Genomic DNA, 18,102 nt, shown 5'->3' on the forward strand with positions numbered 1-18,102 from the left:
CCATGTGGCCGTACCGCCTGCGCATGCATCTGGCCAACATCCGGCGCCTGGGCGTCAAGGAGCTGTGGAGCCTGTGGCGCGACCCGGTCATGCTGTTCCTCATCCTCTACACCTTTACGGTGGCGGTGTACACCTCGGGCACGGCCATGCCCGAAACGCTCAGCCAGACCCCCATCGCCATCGTGGACGAGGACGACTCCGCGCTCTCGGCGCGCATCACCGGCGCCTTCTACCCCCCGGCCTTTTTGCCGCCCGTGCGCATCACCCACGCCGAGGTGGATGCGCTGCTCGACGCCGGGCACTACACCCTGGTGCTGGTCATCCCGCCAGGCCTGCAGCGCGACGTGCTGGCCGGGCGCCAGCCCACGCTGCAGCTCAATGTGGACGCCACGCGCATGAGCCAGGCCTTCGCGGGCAGCGGCCTGGTGCAGCAGATCGTGGCGGGCGAGGTGGCCGAGTTCGCCCAACGCCACCGCGCCGTGCAGGCCCCGCCGGTGGAGCTGGTGCCGCGCATGCGCTTCAACCCCACGCTGTCCAACGTGTGGTTCGGCTCGCTCATGGAGCTGGTGGGCCAGATCACCATGGTGTCCATCATCCTGACCGGCGCCGCGCTCATCCGCGAGCGCGAGCACGGCACCGTCGAGCACCTGCTGGTCATGCCCGTCACACCCACCGAAATCATGCTCGCCAAGGTCGGTGCCATGGGCCTGGTGGTGCTGTTGGCGGCAGTGCTGTCCATGCGCGGCATCATCCTGGGCGCGCTGCGGGTGCCGGTGGACGGCTCGCTCTGGCTGTTCTTTGGCGGCGCCGCGCTGCACCTGTTTGCCACCACGTCCATGGGCATCTTCATGGCCACCCTGGCGCGCAACATGCCGCAGTTCGGCCTGCTGGTCATGCTGGTGATGATGCCGCTGGAAATGCTCTCGGGTGGCATGACCCCGCGCGAGAGCATGCCCACCTGGGTGCAATGGGCCATGTCCCTGGCTCCCACCACCCACTTCACCGAACTGAGCCAGGCCATCCTCTACCGCGGCGCAGGCCTGGCCGTGGTCTGGCCCTCGCTGCTGGCGCTGGCGCTCATCGGCAGCGTGCTGTTTGCCCTGTCGCTGCGGCGCTTTCGGCGGGCGATTGCGCAGATGGCGTGAGTTTTTGGCCAAATTGGCCTTTGGCGCTTATGGATCAAGCGCATGTTGCTATAAAAGTAATAGCATTTGAATGTGTGTGGACGCTTCACAACCGCCCCCGGCAACCCCTGTGGCGCCCAGGGTTGTGCGCTCCAGGCCTGCGCAACTGCATAGAATGCGCGCTGCCATGCGCCGCCTCCTGCTTGTTTTCCTGCTTGTGCTGATGTCGCTGCAGACCGTCTGGTCCGCAGCAGCGGCCTATTGCGCGCATGAGCAGGCGCCCGCAGCGGAGCATTTTGGCCACCATGCGCATGAGCACGAGGGCCACGCATCCACCGACGATGCCAACGGTGCCAGCACACATGCTGGCATCAACCTGGCTGCTGCCGACCTGGACTGCCACACCTGCCACGGCAGTGGCACGGTGCTGTTTGCGCCCTGGGAGGCGTCTGCGCCCCTGGCGCTGTCCGGGCATCCGCTGCCGCAGGTGGCAGCCCAGCTTCCGGCGCCGCTGATCCCCCGTCCCGAACGCCCCAACTGGCGCCCTGCCGCCTGATCCGGACGGGCTCGCGCCGGGTCGCGGGGCAGAGGGCGCACGCTGTGCGGCTTTCTTCCCTGTGGTCCCGTGTGCACGCCTGTGCCGCAGCGGCAAGGCGGGGCAGGGCAGCCCCATGAATCCCCGGTAGTGCACGCGGCAGCCCCGCGCGCATGCAGCCTTGCCGATGTATGAACCCTGGCCTCGTGCCACAGAGAACACATCGGATGCAAACCCTCTTTTTCCGTCCATGGCGGCGCAGTGCCGCCCTGGCCCTGGGCTGGGCGCTGGCCAGCATGGCCGCCCATGCCCAGGCCCCCCACACCCCGGTGCCGGACCCGGCCGCATGGTCGCTGCGCGCCTTGTTTGACCACGCCTGGCAGCGCCAGCCTGAAGCACAGGCCCAGCCTTTGCGCCAGCAGGCGGCCGAGGCAACCCGCCTGGCCGCGCAGCGCTGGACGGCCGAGCCCCCGGCGCTGCAACTGCAAACCCGCACCGACCGGCCCGGCAGCCAGCAGGGCCAGCGCGAGGTCGAAGTCGGCCTGGCCGCGCCCCTGTGGCTGCCCGGTGAACGTGCGCGCAGTGCCGCCCTGGGCGATGCCCAGTGGCAACAGGTGCAAAGCCAGCAGCGTGCCGCGCAGTGGCAACTGGCCGCCCAGGTGCGCCAGGCCTGGTGGGACTGGCAGCGTGCCCGCAGCGCCCTGGCCCTGGCCCAAGACCGCCTGCACAGCGCCCGCCAACTGGCCGCTGACGTGCAGCGCCGCTGGCAGGCGGGCGACCTGGCGCGCACCGATGGGCTCCAGGCCCAGGCCGTGGTGGCCCAGGCCGAAGCCGCGCAGGCCGAAGCCCAGGGCGCGCTGCAGGCCGCCCGCGCCGCGCTGTCGGCCTGGGGGGCGTTGCCCGGCACCGCACCCGGCGCCCCAGCTCCGCAGGACTGGCGGGCCGAACCCCTGGCCGATGCCGCCGCACAGGCAGTGCCCGACACGCACCCCGCGCTGGCTCAGGCACAGGCCCAGGCCCAGGTGGCCCGCCACACGGCCGAGCTGGCCGCCGTGCAGCGCCGCGCCAACCCCGAACTGAGCGTGGCCGCCACGCGCGGGCGTGATCAGGCGGGTGAGCGCTACCGCCAGTCGGTCACACTGGGGCTGCGCATTCCGCTGGGCGACAACGCCCTGGCGCAGGCCAAAGAGGCTGCCGCCCAGGCCGATGCGCTGGAGCAGGAGACCCGCCTGCAGCGCGAGCGCGAACGCCTGGCGCAAGACCTGCACGCCGCTCAGGCCCGCGTCGCCGCAGCCCAGGCCCAAAGCGACGCTGCCGCCCGCCATGCCGCCCTGGTGCAAGAAACCCTGGGCCATGTGGACAAGGCCTTCCGCCTGGGCGAAGCCGACTGGCCCACGCGCCTGCGTGCCGAGCAAGACGCTGCCCAGGCGCAGCGCCAACTTGCCCGCGCCCGCATCGACGCCGCCGCTGCCGTGTCGGCCCTGCGCCAGGCCCTGGGCCTGCTGCCCGAGTAAGCCCCCGACCTTTTGGAACCCATCACATGCAAGCATTCTTTTCTTTCGCCCGCACGCTGGGCCTGAGCCTGCTGCTGGGCGGCGCCTCGCTGGCGGCCCTGGCCGGTGACGGCCACGACCACGGCGAGGCCCCCGCCGCCCCCAGCGGCCCTGCCATGCCGCGCTTTGCCGCCACGTCCGACCTGTTTGAACTGGTTGGCGTTCTCGACGGAGCCCAGCTTTCGCTGTACCTGGACCACAGCGCCGACAACCGCCCCGTGGCCGATGCCCAACTGGAGCTGGACCTGGGCGGCAAGCCCCTGGCCCTGACCCGCGTGGCCGAGGGCGAATTCCGCGCCACGCTGGCCGCGCCCCCGCCCGAGGGCGAAATCCCCGTTACCGCCACCGTGGTGGCCGGGGACGAATCCGACCTGCTGGCGGCCACGCTGGATGTGCACGCCACCGATGCCCACACCGACCCGGCTGCGCCCCCCTGGCGCCGCGCCTGGGCCTGGGGCGCAGGTGCGGCGGCTGCCGTGCTGGCCCTGGGCTGGGCCTTACGCCGTGCCCGCACCGCCACCCCTGCCAAGGCCGGAGGTGCCGCATGATGCCGACCCTTGCACGCCAAGCCCTGCGCGCCGCCGCCACCGGGCTGCTGATGGCCGCCCTGGCCCTGCCGCTGGCCGCCCAGGCCGGCCCCGGCCATGACCACAGCCACGACGACGCGCCCCCCGCTGCCAGCGGCAACGGCCCCAAGCGCCAGCCCGATGGCAGCGTGTTCCTGCCCAAGGCTGCGCAGCGCCTGTGGAAGCTGCGCACCCTGCCCGTGGCCGCAGGCCAGCACCCGCAAACGCTGGAGCTGGACGGCACCGTAGTGATGGACCCCAACGCCGGTGGCAAGGTGCAGGCCGCGCAGGCCGGGCGCCTGCAGGCCGGCCCCAACAGCCTGCCCAGCGTGGGCCAGGCCGTGCGCAAGGGCGAGGTGCTGGCCTGGGTGGTGCCCACGGCAGGCGCCATCGAGCGCTCCAACCAAGTGGCCCAGCAGGCCGAACTGCGCGCCGCCCATGCGCTGGCCGCCAAGCGCGTGGCCCGCCTGAAGGAACTGGCCGACACCGTGCCGCGCAAGGACATCGAAGCCGCCGAGAGCGAGCTCCAAAGCCTGGCCCAGCGCCTGGCCGCCGTGGGCGTGGGCTTGTCGGGGCGCGAGGCGCTGGTGGCCCCCGTGTCGGGCGTGATTGCCTCGGCCCACGCCGTGGCCGGGCAGGTGCTGGACGCGCGCGAACTCGTGTTCGAGGTGGTGGATCCCACGCGCCTGCGCATCGAGGCGCTGGCCTACGACCCCGCCCAGGCGCAGGGCGTGCAAGGCGCCACCCTGGCCCTGGGCGAGCAGCGCGTGCCCCTGCGCCTGGTGGGCGCGGCGCGCAGCCTGCGCGGGCAGGCGCTGCCGCTGGTGTTTGCGGGCGAGGGGCGGGCGCTGTCGGCCCTGGTGCTGGGCCAGCCGGTGCGCGTGTGGGCGCACAGCGGCGCGCGCGTGGCGGGCGTGCAGGTGCCCACGGGGGCGCTGCAGCGCAACGCCGCCAACCAGAGCATCGTCTGGGTCAAGCAGTCGCCCGAGCACTTTGTGCCGCGCGTGGTCACCACTGCAGCGCTGGACGGCGCCACGGTCGCCGTCACCGCAGGCTTGCAGGCGGGTGAGCGCGTGGTCACCCACGGCGCCACGCTGCTCAACCAGGTGCGCTGAGGAGCCGACATGTTCAAGTGGCTATTGGAAAACAGCCTGACCCACCGGCTGCTGGTGCTGATGACCGCCGCCGTGCTCATGGCCTACGGTGCATTCACGCTCTCGCGCACGCCGGTGGATGTGTTCCCCGACCTCAACAAGCCGACCGTCACCCTCATGACCGAGGCGGGCGGCATGGCCGCCGAGGAGGTGGAGCAGCTCATCACCTTCCCGCTGGAGACGGCCATGAACGGCCTGCCCGGCGTGGAGACGGTGCGTTCCACCTCCAGCGCTGGGCTGTCGTTCATCTATGTGACCTTTAACTGGAGCACCGAGATTTACCGCGCGCGACAGATGGTGGCCGAGCGCCTCTCGTCCATGGAGGAGGGGCTGCCCTCCGGCCTCACGCCGCGCATGGGGCCTATCAGCTCGGTGATGGGCGAGATTTTGCAGATCGCCATCCCCATCGACGAGGGCAAGACCACCCCCATGGCCGTGCGCGAGTACGCCGACTGGGTGCTGCGCCCGCGCCTCATGGCCATCCCCGGCGTGGCGCAGGTCATCCCCATTGGTGGGGAGGTGCGCCAGTTCCAGGTGCAGCCCGACACCGCGCGCATGGCGGCGCTGGGCATCACGCACGAGCAGCTTGGCGCGGCGCTGCGGGGCTTTGCAGCCAACACCTCGGGTGGCTTTCTGGAGCTGAACGGGCGCGAATACCTCATCCGCCACCTGGGCCGCACCTCACGCCTGCAAGATTTGCAAAACCTGGCCCTGGCCGCGCAGGGTGGGCAAAGCGTGCTGCTGCGCCAGGTAGCGCAGGTGGCGTTTGCCCCCGCGCTCAAGCGCGGCGATGCAGGCTTTGAGGGGCAGCCCGCCGTCATCCTGGGCATACAAAAGCAGCCCACGGCCGACACCATTGCGCTCACGCACAGCATCGAGTCCGCGCTGGTGGGGCTGCAAAAGTCGCTGCCCGCAGGCATGGAAGCGCCGCGCGTCACCTTCCGCCAGGCCAGCTTCATCGAGGCCTCGATCACCACGTTGCAGGGCAAGCTCATGGGCGCCTCGGTGTTCGTGGCGGTGATTCTGTTTGGCTTTCTGGGCACGCTGCGGCCCACGGTGATTGCGCTCACGGCCATTCCGGTGTCCATCTTCATCACGGCGTTGGTGTTCAGGTACTTTGGCCTGTCCATCAACACCATGACGCTGGGCGGCCTGGCCATTGCCATTGGCGGCCTGGTGGACGACGCCGTGGTCGATGTGGAAAACGTGCTGCGCCGCCTGAAGGTGGATCGCGAACGCCACCCCGACAAGCGCCTGCACCCGCTGGAGGTAGTCAAGCTCGCGTCCATGGAGGTGCGCTCGGGCATCCTCTACGCCACGGCCATCATCGTGCTGGTGTTTTTGCCGCTGTTTGCGCTGCCGGGCATCGAGGGGCGGCTGTTCGTGCCGCTGGGCATTGCGTTTATCGTCTCCACCCTGGCCTCGCTGCTGGTGTCGGTCACCGTCACGCCGGTGCTGGCCTTTTACCTGTTGCCGCGCATGAAGAACCTGGACCACGGCGACACGCGCCTGCTGGCCTGGCTCAAGGCGCGCTACCGCAGTGCCCTGCAGCGCGTGCTGCACCACCCGCGTGCCGCCGTGGCGGTGGGCGCGGTGGCGGTGCTGCTGTCGGCAGCGGCGGTGCCGCTGTTTCCCACCACCTTCTTGCCGCCCTTCAACGAGGGCACGCTGCTCATCGGCATGCGGCTCAACCCCGGCGTCACGCTGGCGGAATCGAGCGCGCTGGCGCGCCAGGCCGAGGTGCTGGTGCGCCAGGTGCCCGAGGTCACGCACGTGGGCCGGCGCAGTGGCCGTGCCGAGCTGGACGAACACGCCGAAGGCGTGCACGTGAGCGAGCTGGACGTGGGCCTGCTGCCCGCCGCGCAACTGACCCGCAGCATGGCCGAGGTGCAGGCCGACATCCGCAGCCGCCTGGTGCACCTGCCCGCCGCCATTGCGCTGGGCCAGCCCATCTCGCACCGTATCGACCACATGCTCTCGGGCGTGCGCTCGCAAATCGCCATCAAGCTCTTTGGTGACGACCTGGACACCCTGCGTGGCCAGGCCGAGACCCTGCGCGCGCGGCTGGCGGGCATCCCCGGCCTGGCCGACCTGGAGGTGGAAAAGCAGGTGCTGGCCCCGCAGATCACCGTGCGCGTGGACTACGCCGCTGCCGCCCAACTGGGCGTGCCCGCGCCCCAGGTGCTGGCCGCGCTGCAAAGCCTGGTGGAGGGCGAAAAAGTCGCCCAGGTGGTGGAGGGCAGCCGCCGCTTTGCGCTGGTGGTGCGCCTGCCCGACGCCGCCCGCTCGGTGGACGGCCTGGCGCGGGTGCTGCTGGACACACCACGCGGCCCCGTGCCCCTATCGCGCCTGGCCACCATTGAGGAGGGCGACGGCCCCAACCAGATCAGCCGCGACGACGGCAAGCGCCGCATCGTACTGTCGGCCAACGCGCAGGGCAGGGCGCTGTCCGAAGTGGTGGCCGACATCCGCCAGGTGGTGGGCGACACGCGCCTGCCCGAGGGCTACTTCATCACCCTGGGCGGGCAGTTCCAGGCGCAGGAAGAAGCCAGCCGCCTGGTGGGCCTGCTGGCCATCGTCTCGCTGGTGCTGATGTTTGTGGTGCTGTACACGCGCTACCGTTCGGCCACGCTATCAGCCCTCATCATGGCCAACATCCCGCTGGCGCTGGTGGGCGCGGTGCTGGGGCTGTGGGTGTCGGGCCAGCCGCTGTCGGTGGCGGCGCTGATCGGCTTCATCACGCTGGCGGGCATCTCGGTGCGCAACGGCATCCTCAAGGTGAGCCACTACCTCAACCTCATGCGCGTCGAGGGCGAACGCTTTGACCACGCCATGCTGCTGCGCGGCTCGCTGGAGCGCCTCTCCCCCGTGCTGATGACCGCCCTGGTCACCGCCTTCGCCCTGGCCCCGCTGCTGCTGGAGGCCGAGCGCCCCGGCACCGAAATCCTGCACCCCGTGGCCGTGGTCATCTTCAGCGGGCTCATCAGCTCCACGCTGCTCGACACCTTCCTCACCCCGGCCCTGTTCTGGCTGTTCGGCCGCAAGGACGCCGAACGCCTGCTGGACGACAAGCGTGCCGAGGTCTTCTAGTTTTTTTACCGTGCTTCAACCCAAGAAAGGAAACCTTCCATGACCACCAAGCAACTCCTGGCCGCGCTGGCCCTGGCACTGTGCGGCCCCGCCTTTGCTGCGGGCAACCACGCGCATGAACACCAACCCCTGCACGGCGGCATCGTCACCGAGGTGGCCGACATCGACTACGAACTCGTCGCCCAGCCCGACACCCTGACCTTGCACCTGCGCGACCACGGCAAACCCCTGGCGCTGGACGGCGCCAGCGCCAAGCTCACCCTGCTCAACGGCAGCGAAAAAACCGAAGCCACCCTCAGCCCCGCGGGCGATGGCAAGCTCCAGGCCAAGGGCAGCTTCAAGGTCGCGCCGGGCACCAAGGTGGTGGCACTGGTCACCGTGCCGGGCAAGAAGGCGGCGAATGTGCGGTTTGCGGTGAAGTGAGCGGGGCGCAGCGGTGGCGGGGGCTGCCGCTGCACCCCTGCTGTGATGGTGTGGGCCTGTATTTTAAGAAAAATCAGGCTCCAACGTCCGTCTATATTGCGCTGGTAGCTATTAAATCAGGAGTGATTTGGACGGGTGTGGCTATCGAGCAAAAGACCGTTGGGTGTCGATGTACTTGACGCCTTCAGGTAGGGGGCAGCCAGCGGGCGCGGCTTCGTTGAAGAGAGTGCGCCAATTGCTATTAAATAGATAGCTGCTTGCGATTGATGGATATGCCTTGGAGGCCAATTTCTATCAAAATTCCCAAGCCGACCTCCATCGTCGTACCGCCCCTGTTCACCCGCGCAGATCAGTACACCAACCGCTCCGGCCGGATCTCCTGCAGGATGGTCGTGGCGATTTCCTCGATGGACTTGGTGGTGGACGACAGCCAGCGGATGCCGGCGCGGCGCATCATGGCTTCGGCCTCGGCCACCTCGTGGCGGCAGTTTTGCAGGCTGGCGTAGCGGGAGTCGGGGCGGCGTTCGCTGCGGATTTCGGACAGGCGCTCGGGGCTGATGGTCAGGCCGAAAATCTTCTTGCGGTGTGGCACCAGCGCGGGGGGGAGCTGGCGGCGTTCAAAGTCTTCGGGGATCAGCGGGTAGTTGGCCGCCTTCAGGCCGTGCTGCATGGCCAGGTACAGGCTGGTGGGGGTTTTGCCGCTGCGGCTCACGCCCACCAGGATGACGTCGGCGCCTTCCAGGTCGTGGTGGGTTTGCCCGTCGTCGTGCGCGAGGCTGAAGTTGATGGCTTCGATGCGGTCGTGGTATTCCTTGCTCTTGCTGATGTCGGAAAACCGCCCCACGCGGTGGTGCGACTTGATGCCCAGTTCCACCTCCAGCGGGTGCACGAAGGTGCCGAACATGTCCAGCAGCATGCCTTTGCAGCCTTCCTGGATGACCTTGAGCACCTCCATGTTCACCAGCGTGGTGAAGACGATGCACTTGCGCCCCTCCAGCTCGGCCGTGTGGTTGATCTGGCGCACGGCCTGGTGGGCCTTGTCCACGGTGTCGATGAAGGGCAGGCGCACGTGGCGGGGCGTCATCTCAAACTGCGCCAGTATGGCGTTGCCGAAGGTTTCGGCGGTGATGCCGGTGCCGTCGGAGACAAAGAATACGGTTCGTGTGTGCATATAGGGGGTTATCCTGAGCGTCAGGCTATCGCCAGTGGGCTGGGCCTACAATCGTTGCCAATTTATCTGATTTCTCAGCATGTTTCGCGTTCACGGCCTACAACCACAACGACAAAGCCGAGCCCCGCGCGCGCATGCCCGTCCATCGCTCCTCCTCCAGGGCATGGGCGCAGACCCGGTTTTAACTTCTGGAGCTTTCCCATGTCTGCACTGTTCAACGCGACCGCCCTGGTCGTTCCGTTTGAAAACCTGAGAATGACCGACGTCGAGGCGGTTGGCGGCAAGAACGCCAGCCTCGGCGAAATGATCTCGCAGCTGCCCCAGGGCGTGCGTGTGCCCACGGGCTTTGCCACCACGGCGCATGCCTTCCGCGACTTTCTGGCCTATGGCGGCCTGGCCGACAAGATCAGTGCCAAGCTGGCCGCCCTCGACACCGAGGACGTGCGCGCGCTGGCCCAGGTGGGCGCCGAGATCCGGGCCATGGTGGAGGCCCAGCCTTTCCCTGCCGATCTGGAGCAGGCCATCCGCGAGGAGTTTGCGCGCCTGTCGGCGGGCAACCCGCACGCCAGCTTTGCCGTGCGCTCGTCGGCCACGGCGGAGGACCTGCCCGACGCTTCGTTCGCGGGCCAGCAGGAAACCTTTTTGAACGTGCACGGCATCGACGAGGTGCTGCACAAGATGAAGGAGGTGTTCGCCTCCCTCTACAACGACCGCGCCATCAGCTACCGCGTGCACAAGGGCTTTGCGCATGACGTGGTGGCCCTGTCGGCGGGTGTCCAGCGCATGGTGCGCTCCGACCTGGGCGCGGCGGGTGTGATGTTCACCATCGACACCGAGAGCGGCTTTGAGGACGTGGTCTTCATCACCAGCAGCTACGGCCTGGGCGAGACGGTGGTGCAGGGCGCCGTGAACCCCGACGAGTTCTATGTGCACAAGCCCATGCTCAAGGCGGGCAAGCAGGCGGTGATCCGCCGCAACCTGGGTTCCAAGCTGATCCAGATGGTGTTCTCCACCCCCGAGGAGAAGGCCGCCTCGGGCAAGCTCATCAAGACCACCGACGTGCCCGCCGAGCTGCGCAACCGCTACTCGCTCACCGACGCCGATGTGCAGCAACTGGCGCAGTACGCGCTGGTCATCGAGCAGCACTACGGCCGCCCCATGGACATCGAATGGGGCAAGGACGGCGAAGACGGCCAGCTCTACATCCTGCAGGCCCGCCCCGAAACGGTGAAGAGCCAGGTGCAGGGCCAGGCCGAGCTGCGCTACAAGCTCAAGGGCACGGGCCCGGTGCTGGCCGAGGGCCGCGCCATCGGCCAGAAGATCGGCACGGGCCCGGTGCGCCTGGTGCACAACATTTCCGAGATGGACAAGGTGCAGCCCGGCGACGTGCTCGTCACCGACATGACCGACCCGAACTGGGAGCCTGTGATGAAGCGCGCCAGCGCCATCGTCACCAACCGGGGCGGGCGCACCTGCCACGCGGCCATCATCGCGCGCGAGCTGGGCATTCCGGCCGTGGTGGGCTGCGGTAACGCCACCGACAAGCTGCTGGACGGCACCCTGGTGACCGTGAGCTGCGCCGAGGGCGATACCGGCCGCATCTACGACGGCCTGCTGGAAACCGAGGTGACCGAGGTGCAGCGCGGCACCATGCCGCCCATCAAGACCAAGATCATGATGAACGTGGGCAACCCGCAGCTCGCCTTCGACTTTGCCCAGCTGCCCAACGAGGGCGTTGGTCTGGCGCGGCTGGAGTTCATCATCAACAACAACATCGGCGTGCACCCCAAGGCGATCCTGGACTATCCGCAGATCGATGCCGATCTGAAGAAGGCCGTGGAATCCGTGGCGCGCGGCCATGCCTCGCCCCGTGCCTTTTATGTGGACAAGGTGGCCGAGGGTGTGGCCACCATTGCGGCGGCCTTCTGGCCCAAGCCGGTGATCGTGCGCCTGTCGGACTTCAAGAGCAACGAGTACCGCAAGCTCATCGGCGGCAGCCGCTACGAGCCCGAGGAAGAGAACCCCATGCTGGGCTTCCGGGGTGCTGCACGCTATGTGAGCGCGGACTTCGGCGAAGCCTTCGCCATGGAGTGCGAGGCCCTCAAGCGCGTGCGCAACGACATGGGCCTGACCAACGTGCAGGTGATGGTGCCGTTCGTGCGCACGCTGGGCCAGGCCGAGCGCGTGACCCAGCTGCTGGCGCAGCATGGCCTGCAGCGCGGCGAGAACGAGCTCAAGCTCATCATGATGTGCGAGATCCCGAGCAACGCCATCCTGGCCGAGCGCTTCCTGGAATTCTTCGATGGCTTCTCCATCGGCTCCAACGACCTGACCCAGCTCACGCTGGGCCTGGACCGCGACTCGGGCCTGGAACTGCTGGCGCAGGACTTCGACGAGCGCGATCCGGCTGTCGAGGCACTGATCCACCTGGCCATCAAGGCCTGCCGTGCGCAGGGCAAGTACATCGGCATCTGCGGCCAGGGCCCCAGCGACCACCCGGACTTTGCCCAGTGGCTGGCCAAGGAGGGCATCACCTCCATCTCGCTCAACCCCGACAGCGTGATCGCCACCTGGCAGCAACTCGCGAGCTGATAGCCCAGCATGCAACCATCGTCGCAAGATCCCGATCAGGAGCAGGCCCACCTGTTCCCACCGGACTTGCACGATGTGCGCCACCTGCAACTCAAGGCGGTGCTGCTGCTCTTGTGGGTGCTGGTGTCTTTTGTGGCCATGTACTTTGCGCGTGATCTGGCCAGCATCGTGGTGGCGGGCTGGCCGCTGGGTTACTGGATCGCAGCGCAGGGCGGGGTGGTGGTGTTCATCGGCATCGTGGTGGCCTATGGCTGGGCCATGAACCGGCTGGAGCTGCTGGACGCGCAGGCCGAGGCAACGCAGGCTTCTTCCCCACCGAAGGGCCATGGCTAAGTCGTCCGGTGCCCCGCCGGGGCGCGGCTATGCGTGGCGCGTGCACCGCATCCTGGCCTTGTACGTTCTCGGGGTGCTGTGCTTTTTGGGGCTGATGGCTTGGGCCGAGGCGCAGGGCTTGTCGCGCCTGTGGATCGGACCGATCTTTCTTTTCCTCTCGGTCATGGTGTATGCAGGCATCGGCGTGTACGGCCGCACCACCGACGCCGAGGAATACTACGTGGCTGGGCGCCGCATTCCGCCCATGTACAACGGCATGGCCGCCGCGGCCGACTGGATGAGCGCGGCGTCGTTCATCAGCCTGTCGGGCGCACTGTATCTGCAGGGTTTTTCCGGCACGCCCGAAAGCGCCGGGGGCCTGGCCTACCTGCTGGGCTGGACGGGCGGGTTTTGCCTGGTGGCCATTCTGGTGGCGCCGCACCTGCGGGCCATGGGGCTGTACACGGTTCCGGATTTCTTCCACGTGCGCTTTGGCGGACGCTGGCCGCGCGTGATTGCGGCGCTGGCGGCGGTGCTCACTTCGTTCACCTACGTGGTGGCACAGATTTACGGTGTGGGCCTGATTGCATCGCGCCTGACCGGGGTGCAGTTCGAGATCGGCATCATGCTGGGGCTGGGCGGGGTGCTGCTGTGCTCGTTTTTGGGGGGTATGCGCGCCATCACCTGGACGCAGGTGGCGCAGTATGTGGTGCTGCTGCTGGCGTTCCTGATTCCGGTGTCCTGGTTGGCCTACAAGCAGTTGGGCAACCCGGTGGCGCCGCTGGTGTATGGCCAGCAGATCGGCAAGATTGCGGACCTGGAGGCGCAGTTGCTGGCGTCGCCGGCCGAATACCAGGTGATGGCCATTTACCTGGAGCGCGCCCGGGACTACGAAGCCCGCTTGCAGAACGTGGAGCTGGCGCTGGAGGAGGAGCGCCAGGCCATTCAGGAACGTATCCATGATCTGCGGGCGCAGAACGCGGATGTGGGCCTGATTGTTGCCGCCAGCCGCGAGCTGGCCGCCTTGCCGCGCGATGCCGCCGTGGCCCGCGAGCGCTGGACGCGCCTGATGCGCGACAACTACGCCCGTGCCCAACCCCTGGGCGGCCTGCCGCCGCACAGCCAGGCCTATGCGGGCTATCCCGACGGTACACCCGATGAGCAAAAGGACTACACCGAGTCGCGGCGCAACTTTCTGGCGCTCATGTTCTGCCTGATGGTGGGCACGGCGGGCATGCCGCACCTGCTGACGCGCTACTACACCTCGCCCACGGTGGCCGATGCCCGCGCCTCCGTGGGTTGGTCCCTGTTCTTCATTGCCCTGCTGTACCTGAGCGCCCCCGCGCTGGCCGTGTTGGCCAAGTTCGAAGTGATGAACAACCTGGTGGGCAGCAGTTTTGATCATTTGCCCGGCTGGATCGCGCAGTGGGCGCGGGTGGATGCGTCGCTGCTGTCCATCGAGGACGTCAACGGTGACGGCATCGTGCAGTTTGGCGAAATCCGCCTGGGGGCCGATCTGATCATGCTGGCCACGCCTGAGCTGGGGGGGTTGCCCTACGTGGTATCTGGCCTGGTGGCTGCCGGGGGGCTGGCAGCGGCGCTGTCCACCGCCGATGGCCTGCTGCTCACCATCAGCAACGCGCTGGTGCGCGATCTGTACTTCCAGGCCCGGCCACGCAGCACCTCGTTGGAGCAGCGCGTGATTCTGAGCAAGTTTGCGCTGTTGGCGGTGGCCATTGCCGCAGCGTTCGTGGCGGCGCTCAAACCCTCGGACATTTTGCCGCTGGTCACGGCCTCGTTTTCACTCGCCGCGTCGGCCTTTGTGCCGGTCATGGTGCTGGGCATCTTCTGGCGTGGTACCACGCGCCAGGGCGCGGTGGCCGGCATGCTGTGCGGCCTGGGGGTGACGGTGTACTACATGCTGTCGCATGTGGCCGGTGTGAAGGCCCTGCTGCCGACCTGGCTGCTGGCCGATGGGCTGTGGTTTGCCATTCAGCCCATCTCGGCCGGCGTCTTCGGGGTGCCGGCGGGCCTGCTGGCGGCAGCGCTCGTGAGCCGGATCACCCGCCCTGCGCCGCCCCAGCCGCCGGTGCGGCTGGAGATGTAGGCCGGGGCCTCAGCGGCCCACGTTCAGCAGTTCCACGTCGAACTTGAGCGTGGCGTTGGGCGGAATCACGCCGCCCGCGCCGCGAGCGCCGTAGCCCAGGCCGGGGGGGATGATCAGCGTGCGCTGGCCGCCCACCTTCATGCCCTGCACGCCTTCGTCCCAACCCTGGATGACCATGCCCATGCCCAGGCCGAAGATGAAGGGGTCGTTGCGGTCGCGGCTGGAGTCGAACTTGGCGCCTTGCACGCCGTCGTTGTACAGCCAGCCTGTGTAATGCACGGCCACTTGCTTGCCCTTGGTGGCCTCGGCGCCTTCGCCGACCACGGCGTCTTCGTACTGCAGGCCCGAGGGGGTGGTGGTGTATGCCATGGTGCTTCTCCTGGTGCTATCAAAAAAATAGCTTCCAGCGCCCGTGGATATTGCGCTGGAAGCGAAAAAACCTTGAAGCTGGCTCGCTGGCCAGTGCAAGGACTTACTTCTTGTTGCGGCTGGCAGCCCAGCGGTTGGCAAAGGCCTGCACGTCGCTCAGGCGCTTGAGCAGGTCGCTGCCAGCGGCAGTGACGGCATAGCCATCGCTGCCATGGTCGATCAGGCCGACCTCGCGCAGCTCCTTGATGCGCGTGTTGAGCGTGTTGGGCGTGATGCCGCCCACGCTGTCCTGCAGCAAGCGAAAGGTCTGCGGGTGCCCATCGCGCAGCGCCCACAGCACGCGCAGGGCGTAGCGGCACTCTAGCTTTTCGAACAGTTGATGGATGGCGGCGTTGTCTTTGGAGCTCATCGGGCTTCTCCTTGCGCTGAATTGCTACAAGTTTAATAGCTCAAAACGCTTGCCAGTCATGCGCCACTGCGGCAAATGGGCCGGATTGCTGCAAAGTGTTGCAGAGGTGCCACGAACGGTGCCGCCATGGCTGCAAGAAAAAACCCCGCTCCTTGTGGGGCGGGGTTGTGTCGAGGTCGGGTGGCTTTTACAGCGAATCGATGAAGCTGCGCAGCTTATCAGACCGGCTGGGGTGCTTGAGCTTGCGCAGTGCCTTGGCTTCGATCTGGCGGATGCGCTCGCGCGTGACGTCGAACTGCTTGCCCACTTCCTCCAGGGTGTGGTCGGTGGACATTTCGATGCCAAATCGCATGCGCAGCACTTTGGCTTCGCGCGGGGTGAGGCTGTCGAGGATGTCCTTGACCACGTCGCGCAGGCCCGCCTGCATGGCGGCGTCCACGGGGGCGGTGTTGGCACTGTCCTCGATGAAGTCGCCCAGGTGGCTGTCGTCGTCGTCGCCGATGGGGGTTTCCATCGAGATCGGCTCCTTGGCGATCTTCATGATCTTGCGGATCTTGTCCTCGGGGATCTCCATCTTCTCGGCCAGGACGGACGCATCGGGCTCGTAGCCAAACTCCTGCAGGTGCTGGCGCGAGATGCGGTTCATCTTGTTGATGGTCTCGATCATGTGCACCGGGATACGGATGGTGCGTGCCTGGTCGGCGATCGAGCGCGTGATGGCCTGGCGAATCCACCAGGTCGCGTAGGTCGAGAACTTGTAGCCGCGGCGGTATTCGAACTTGTCCACCGCCTTCATCAGACCGATGTTGCCTTCCTGGATCAGGTCCAGGAACTGCAGGCCGCGGTTGGTGTACTTCTTGGCGATGGAGATCACCAGGCGCAGGTTGGCCTCGATCATCTCCTTCTTGGCATCGCGCGAGGCAGCCTCGCCTTCGTTCATGCGCTTGTTGATGTCCTTGAGCTCGGCCAGCGGCACGACCACGCGCGCCTGCAGGTCCATGAGCTTTTGCTGCAGGTCCTGGATGGGCGGGATGTTGCGTCCCATCACGGTGCTCCAGGGCTTGCCGGCCGTAGCCTGCTTTTCGACCCACTTGAGGTTCAGCAGGTTGGGCGGGAATTCCTTGATGAAGGTTTCCTGCGGCATGCCGCACTTGTCCACGATGATGCGGCGCAGCTCGCGTTCCTTCTTGCGCACATCATCGACCTGGCCGCGCACCATGTCGCACAGCTTTTCAATGGTCTTGGCGGTGAAGCGGATGGTCATCAGCTCGGCCGACAGGGCGTGCTGGGCCTTCATGTACGCGGGGGTGCCGTAGCCTTCCTTGTCGTAGGCCTTGTGCACCTTCTCGAACAGTTCGCGGATGCGGTCAAAGCGGCGCAGCGCTTCGTTCTTGAGTTCTTCCAGCTTCTTGGTCAGTGCCTTGCTGCCGCCCTTGCCGTCGTCGTCGTCGGCTTCGTCGTATTCGTCGAAGTCTTCCTCGGCCACGTAGTCGTCGTTCTCATCGGCATTCACAAAGCCGTCCACCACGGTGGAGATGACGATCTTGCCCTCGCGAATTTCCTCGCCCATGTTGAGGATCTCGGCGATGGTGGCCGGCGAGGCGCTGATGGCTTCCATCATGGCCTGCAGGCCGCCTTCGATGCGCTTGGCAATCTCGATTTCGCCTTCGCGCGTGAGCAGCTCCACCGTGCCCATCTCGCGCATGTACATGCGCACCGGGTCGGTGGTGCGACCGAATTCGCTGTCCACGGTGGACAGGGCGGCTTCGGCGGCTTCTTCGGCTTCTTCCTCGGTGGCCGCCGTCTGCGCGGTGTTGGTCAGCAGCAGGGTTTCGGCATCGGGCGTTTGCTCGTACACCGCCACGCCCATGTCGTTGAGCATGGAGATCACGACTTCGAGCGTTTCGGCGTCGATCAGCTTGTCGGGCAGGTGGTCGGAGATTTCGCCGTGCGTCAGGTAGCCGCGCGTCTTGCCCAGCTTGATCAGGGTCTTGAGGCGCATGCGGCGCTTGGCCATGTCCTCTTCGGAGAGCACGGTTTCGTCCAGGCCGAACTCCTTCATCAAGGCCCGTTCCTTGGCCTTGCTGATCTTCATGCGCAGGGGCTTGACCTTTTCGACCTCGCTGACGGCCTCGGGCGCTTCTTCGACTTCGCCTTCCAGTTCGGATTCGATGTCCGACAGGTCGGTGTCATCGCTGTCGCCCTCGGCGGCTGCCGCCTTGGGCTTGCGGCCACGCTTGGCGGATGTCTTGGCGGCTGCGGTGCCTGCAGTCTTGGCGGGGCGGCCCGGACGCTTCTTGGGGGCCTCGGCTTCATCGGTCACCTCGGCTTCGGCGGCTGCCTTGGCACGGGGGGACTTGGTCTTCACTTCGGTGGCGGTGGTCTTGGATGCTGCGGTCTTGGTCACGGGCGCGGTACGGGTTTTCTGAGGTGCCTGCCGGGGCGCAGCGGCTGCCTTCTGGGCGGGGGCTGCGGCTTTCTTGGCGGGCGCCTTGGGAGCGGTTGCGGAAGCGGCCTTGCTGCCAGGGGTGGACTTGGGCGACTTCGCGGACTTTTGAGCGGGCATGGACAACCTCAGAATCAAAAAGAAGACAAAGAAAACGCAAGCGCCACGGTTCCCGGCGCGGGAGGCACGGCGAAGGCAGAGCCTTCGCGGTTCGAGGGGAAACCCTCAGGGGCAAGATGGGTGGGCGAACA

The 18,102-nt window shown here is 67.2% G+C and carries 14 protein-coding genes; 10 read left to right on the forward strand and 4 right to left on the reverse strand.

Going from position 1 to position 18,102, the window contains the following annotated elements; all coding sequences use genetic code 11:
• The first annotated feature begins 2 nt into the window (after positions 1-2).
• From GWK50_RS05615 to GWK50_RS05645, 7 genes are all read left to right on the forward strand, one after another.
• Entirely contained in the window at positions 3-1,145 is a 1,143-nt protein-coding gene (locus tag GWK50_RS05615) for an ABC transporter permease (protein WP_162015695.1), read from the forward strand.
• Positions 1,146-1,311: 166 nt separating this feature from the next.
• Entirely contained in the window at positions 1,312-1,680 is a 369-nt protein-coding gene (locus tag GWK50_RS05620) for a hypothetical protein (protein WP_162015696.1), read from the forward strand.
• A 206-nt stretch (positions 1,681-1,886) separates the two neighbouring features.
• Entirely contained in the window at positions 1,887-3,173 is a 1,287-nt protein-coding gene (locus tag GWK50_RS05625) for a TolC family protein (protein ID WP_162015697.1), read from the forward strand.
• 26 nt (positions 3,174-3,199) lie between these two features.
• A complete protein-coding gene (locus tag GWK50_RS05630; RefSeq protein WP_162015698.1) occupies positions 3,200-3,760 on the forward strand; it encodes a hypothetical protein in 561 nt (186 codons plus the stop codon).
• Complete coding sequence (locus GWK50_RS05635; protein WP_242455299.1) at positions 3,757-4,893, forward strand: HlyD family efflux transporter periplasmic adaptor subunit; 1,137 nt, start codon at positions 3,757-3,759, stop codon at positions 4,891-4,893. Before GWK50_RS05630 ends, GWK50_RS05635 begins: the two co-directional genes overlap by 4 nt.
• Before the next feature lie 9 nt (positions 4,894-4,902).
• Positions 4,903-8,022: an efflux RND transporter permease subunit gene (locus GWK50_RS05640; RefSeq protein WP_162015699.1), complete on the forward strand. Its 3,120-nt coding sequence runs from the start codon at positions 4,903-4,905 to the stop codon at positions 8,020-8,022.
• 39 nt (positions 8,023-8,061) lie between these two features.
• Positions 8,062-8,445: a hypothetical protein gene (locus GWK50_RS05645; RefSeq protein ID WP_162015700.1), complete on the forward strand. Its 384-nt coding sequence runs from the start codon at positions 8,062-8,064 to the stop codon at positions 8,443-8,445.
• Positions 8,446-8,794: 349 nt separating this feature from the next.
• Here the strand turns inward: GWK50_RS05645 and GWK50_RS05650 are convergent, their stop codons facing one another.
• Positions 8,795-9,616: a pyruvate, water dikinase regulatory protein gene (locus GWK50_RS05650; RefSeq protein WP_162015701.1), complete on the reverse strand. Its 822-nt coding sequence runs from the start codon at positions 9,614-9,616 to the stop codon at positions 8,795-8,797.
• A 201-nt stretch (positions 9,617-9,817) separates the two neighbouring features.
• On the opposite strand from GWK50_RS05650, the gene ppsA reads away from it, so the two are divergent.
• From ppsA to GWK50_RS05665, 3 genes are read left to right on the forward strand one after another with little or no spacing between them, the layout of a single operon-like run.
• Positions 9,818-12,208: a phosphoenolpyruvate synthase gene (gene ppsA, locus GWK50_RS05655; protein ID WP_162015702.1), complete on the forward strand. Its 2,391-nt coding sequence runs from the start codon at positions 9,818-9,820 to the stop codon at positions 12,206-12,208.
• Between the two features lie 9 nt (positions 12,209-12,217).
• On the forward strand, positions 12,218-12,541 hold the full coding sequence (locus tag GWK50_RS05660; protein WP_162015703.1) for a sodium/substrate symporter small subunit: 324 nt from the start codon (positions 12,218-12,220) through the stop codon (positions 12,539-12,541).
• Positions 12,534-14,627: a VC_2705 family sodium/solute symporter gene (locus GWK50_RS05665; RefSeq protein ID WP_162015704.1), complete on the forward strand. Its 2,094-nt coding sequence runs from the start codon at positions 12,534-12,536 to the stop codon at positions 14,625-14,627. The genes GWK50_RS05660 and GWK50_RS05665 overlap by 8 nt, the downstream gene beginning before the upstream one ends.
• 9 nt (positions 14,628-14,636) lie before the next feature.
• On the opposite strand, the gene GWK50_RS05670 is transcribed toward GWK50_RS05665, so the two are convergent.
• The 3 genes from GWK50_RS05670 to rpoD form a co-directional block, all read right to left on the reverse strand.
• Positions 14,637-14,996: an FKBP-type peptidyl-prolyl cis-trans isomerase gene (locus tag GWK50_RS05670; RefSeq protein WP_162015705.1), complete on the reverse strand. Its 360-nt coding sequence runs from the start codon at positions 14,994-14,996 to the stop codon at positions 14,637-14,639.
• Between the two features lie 103 nt (positions 14,997-15,099).
• A complete protein-coding gene (locus GWK50_RS05675) occupies positions 15,100-15,405 on the reverse strand; it encodes a winged helix-turn-helix transcriptional regulator (RefSeq protein WP_162015706.1) in 306 nt (101 codons plus the stop codon).
• A gap of 187 nt (positions 15,406-15,592) precedes the next feature.
• Positions 15,593-17,971, reverse strand: a complete 2,379-nt coding sequence (rpoD, locus tag GWK50_RS05680; RefSeq protein ID WP_162015707.1) for an RNA polymerase sigma factor RpoD — start codon at positions 17,969-17,971, stop codon at positions 15,593-15,595.
• Between the last annotated feature and the right edge of the window lie 131 nt (positions 17,972-18,102).

Source organism: Acidovorax sp. 210-6 (genome assembly GCF_010020825.1).
Classification (GTDB): domain Bacteria; phylum Pseudomonadota; class Gammaproteobacteria; order Burkholderiales; family Burkholderiaceae_C; genus Simplicispira; species Simplicispira sedimenti.

Bases quoted from the DNA above. Each gene is read 5' to 3' on its own strand.
- GWK50_RS05615 (WP_162015695.1), top strand. From the start codon at position 3: ATGTGGCCGTACCGCCTGCGCATGCATCTGGCCAACATCCGGCGCCTG.
- GWK50_RS05620 (WP_162015696.1), top strand. From the start codon at position 1,312: ATGCGCCGCCTCCTGCTTGTTTTCCTGCTTGTGCTGATGTCGCTGCAG.
- GWK50_RS05625 (WP_162015697.1), top strand. From the start codon at position 1,887: ATGCAAACCCTCTTTTTCCGTCCATGGCGGCGCAGTGCCGCCCTGGCC.
- GWK50_RS05630 (WP_162015698.1), top strand. From the start codon at position 3,200: ATGCAAGCATTCTTTTCTTTCGCCCGCACGCTGGGCCTGAGCCTGCTG.
- GWK50_RS05635 (WP_242455299.1), top strand. From the start codon at position 3,757: ATGATGCCGACCCTTGCACGCCAAGCCCTGCGCGCCGCCGCCACCGGG.
- GWK50_RS05640 (WP_162015699.1), top strand. From the start codon at position 4,903: ATGTTCAAGTGGCTATTGGAAAACAGCCTGACCCACCGGCTGCTGGTG.
- GWK50_RS05645 (WP_162015700.1), top strand. From the start codon at position 8,062: ATGACCACCAAGCAACTCCTGGCCGCGCTGGCCCTGGCACTGTGCGGC.
- GWK50_RS05650 (WP_162015701.1), bottom strand. From the start codon at position 9,616: ATGCACACACGAACCGTATTCTTTGTCTCCGACGGCACCGGCATCACC.
- ppsA (WP_162015702.1), top strand. From the start codon at position 9,818: ATGTCTGCACTGTTCAACGCGACCGCCCTGGTCGTTCCGTTTGAAAAC.
- GWK50_RS05660 (WP_162015703.1), top strand. From the start codon at position 12,218: ATGCAACCATCGTCGCAAGATCCCGATCAGGAGCAGGCCCACCTGTTC.
- GWK50_RS05665 (WP_162015704.1), top strand. From the start codon at position 12,534: ATGGCTAAGTCGTCCGGTGCCCCGCCGGGGCGCGGCTATGCGTGGCGC.
- GWK50_RS05670 (WP_162015705.1), bottom strand. From the start codon at position 14,996: ATGGCATACACCACCACCCCCTCGGGCCTGCAGTACGAAGACGCCGTG.
- GWK50_RS05675 (WP_162015706.1), bottom strand. From the start codon at position 15,405: ATGAGCTCCAAAGACAACGCCGCCATCCATCAACTGTTCGAAAAGCTA.
- rpoD (WP_162015707.1), bottom strand. From the start codon at position 17,971: ATGCCCGCTCAAAAGTCCGCGAAGTCGCCCAAGTCCACCCCTGGCAGC.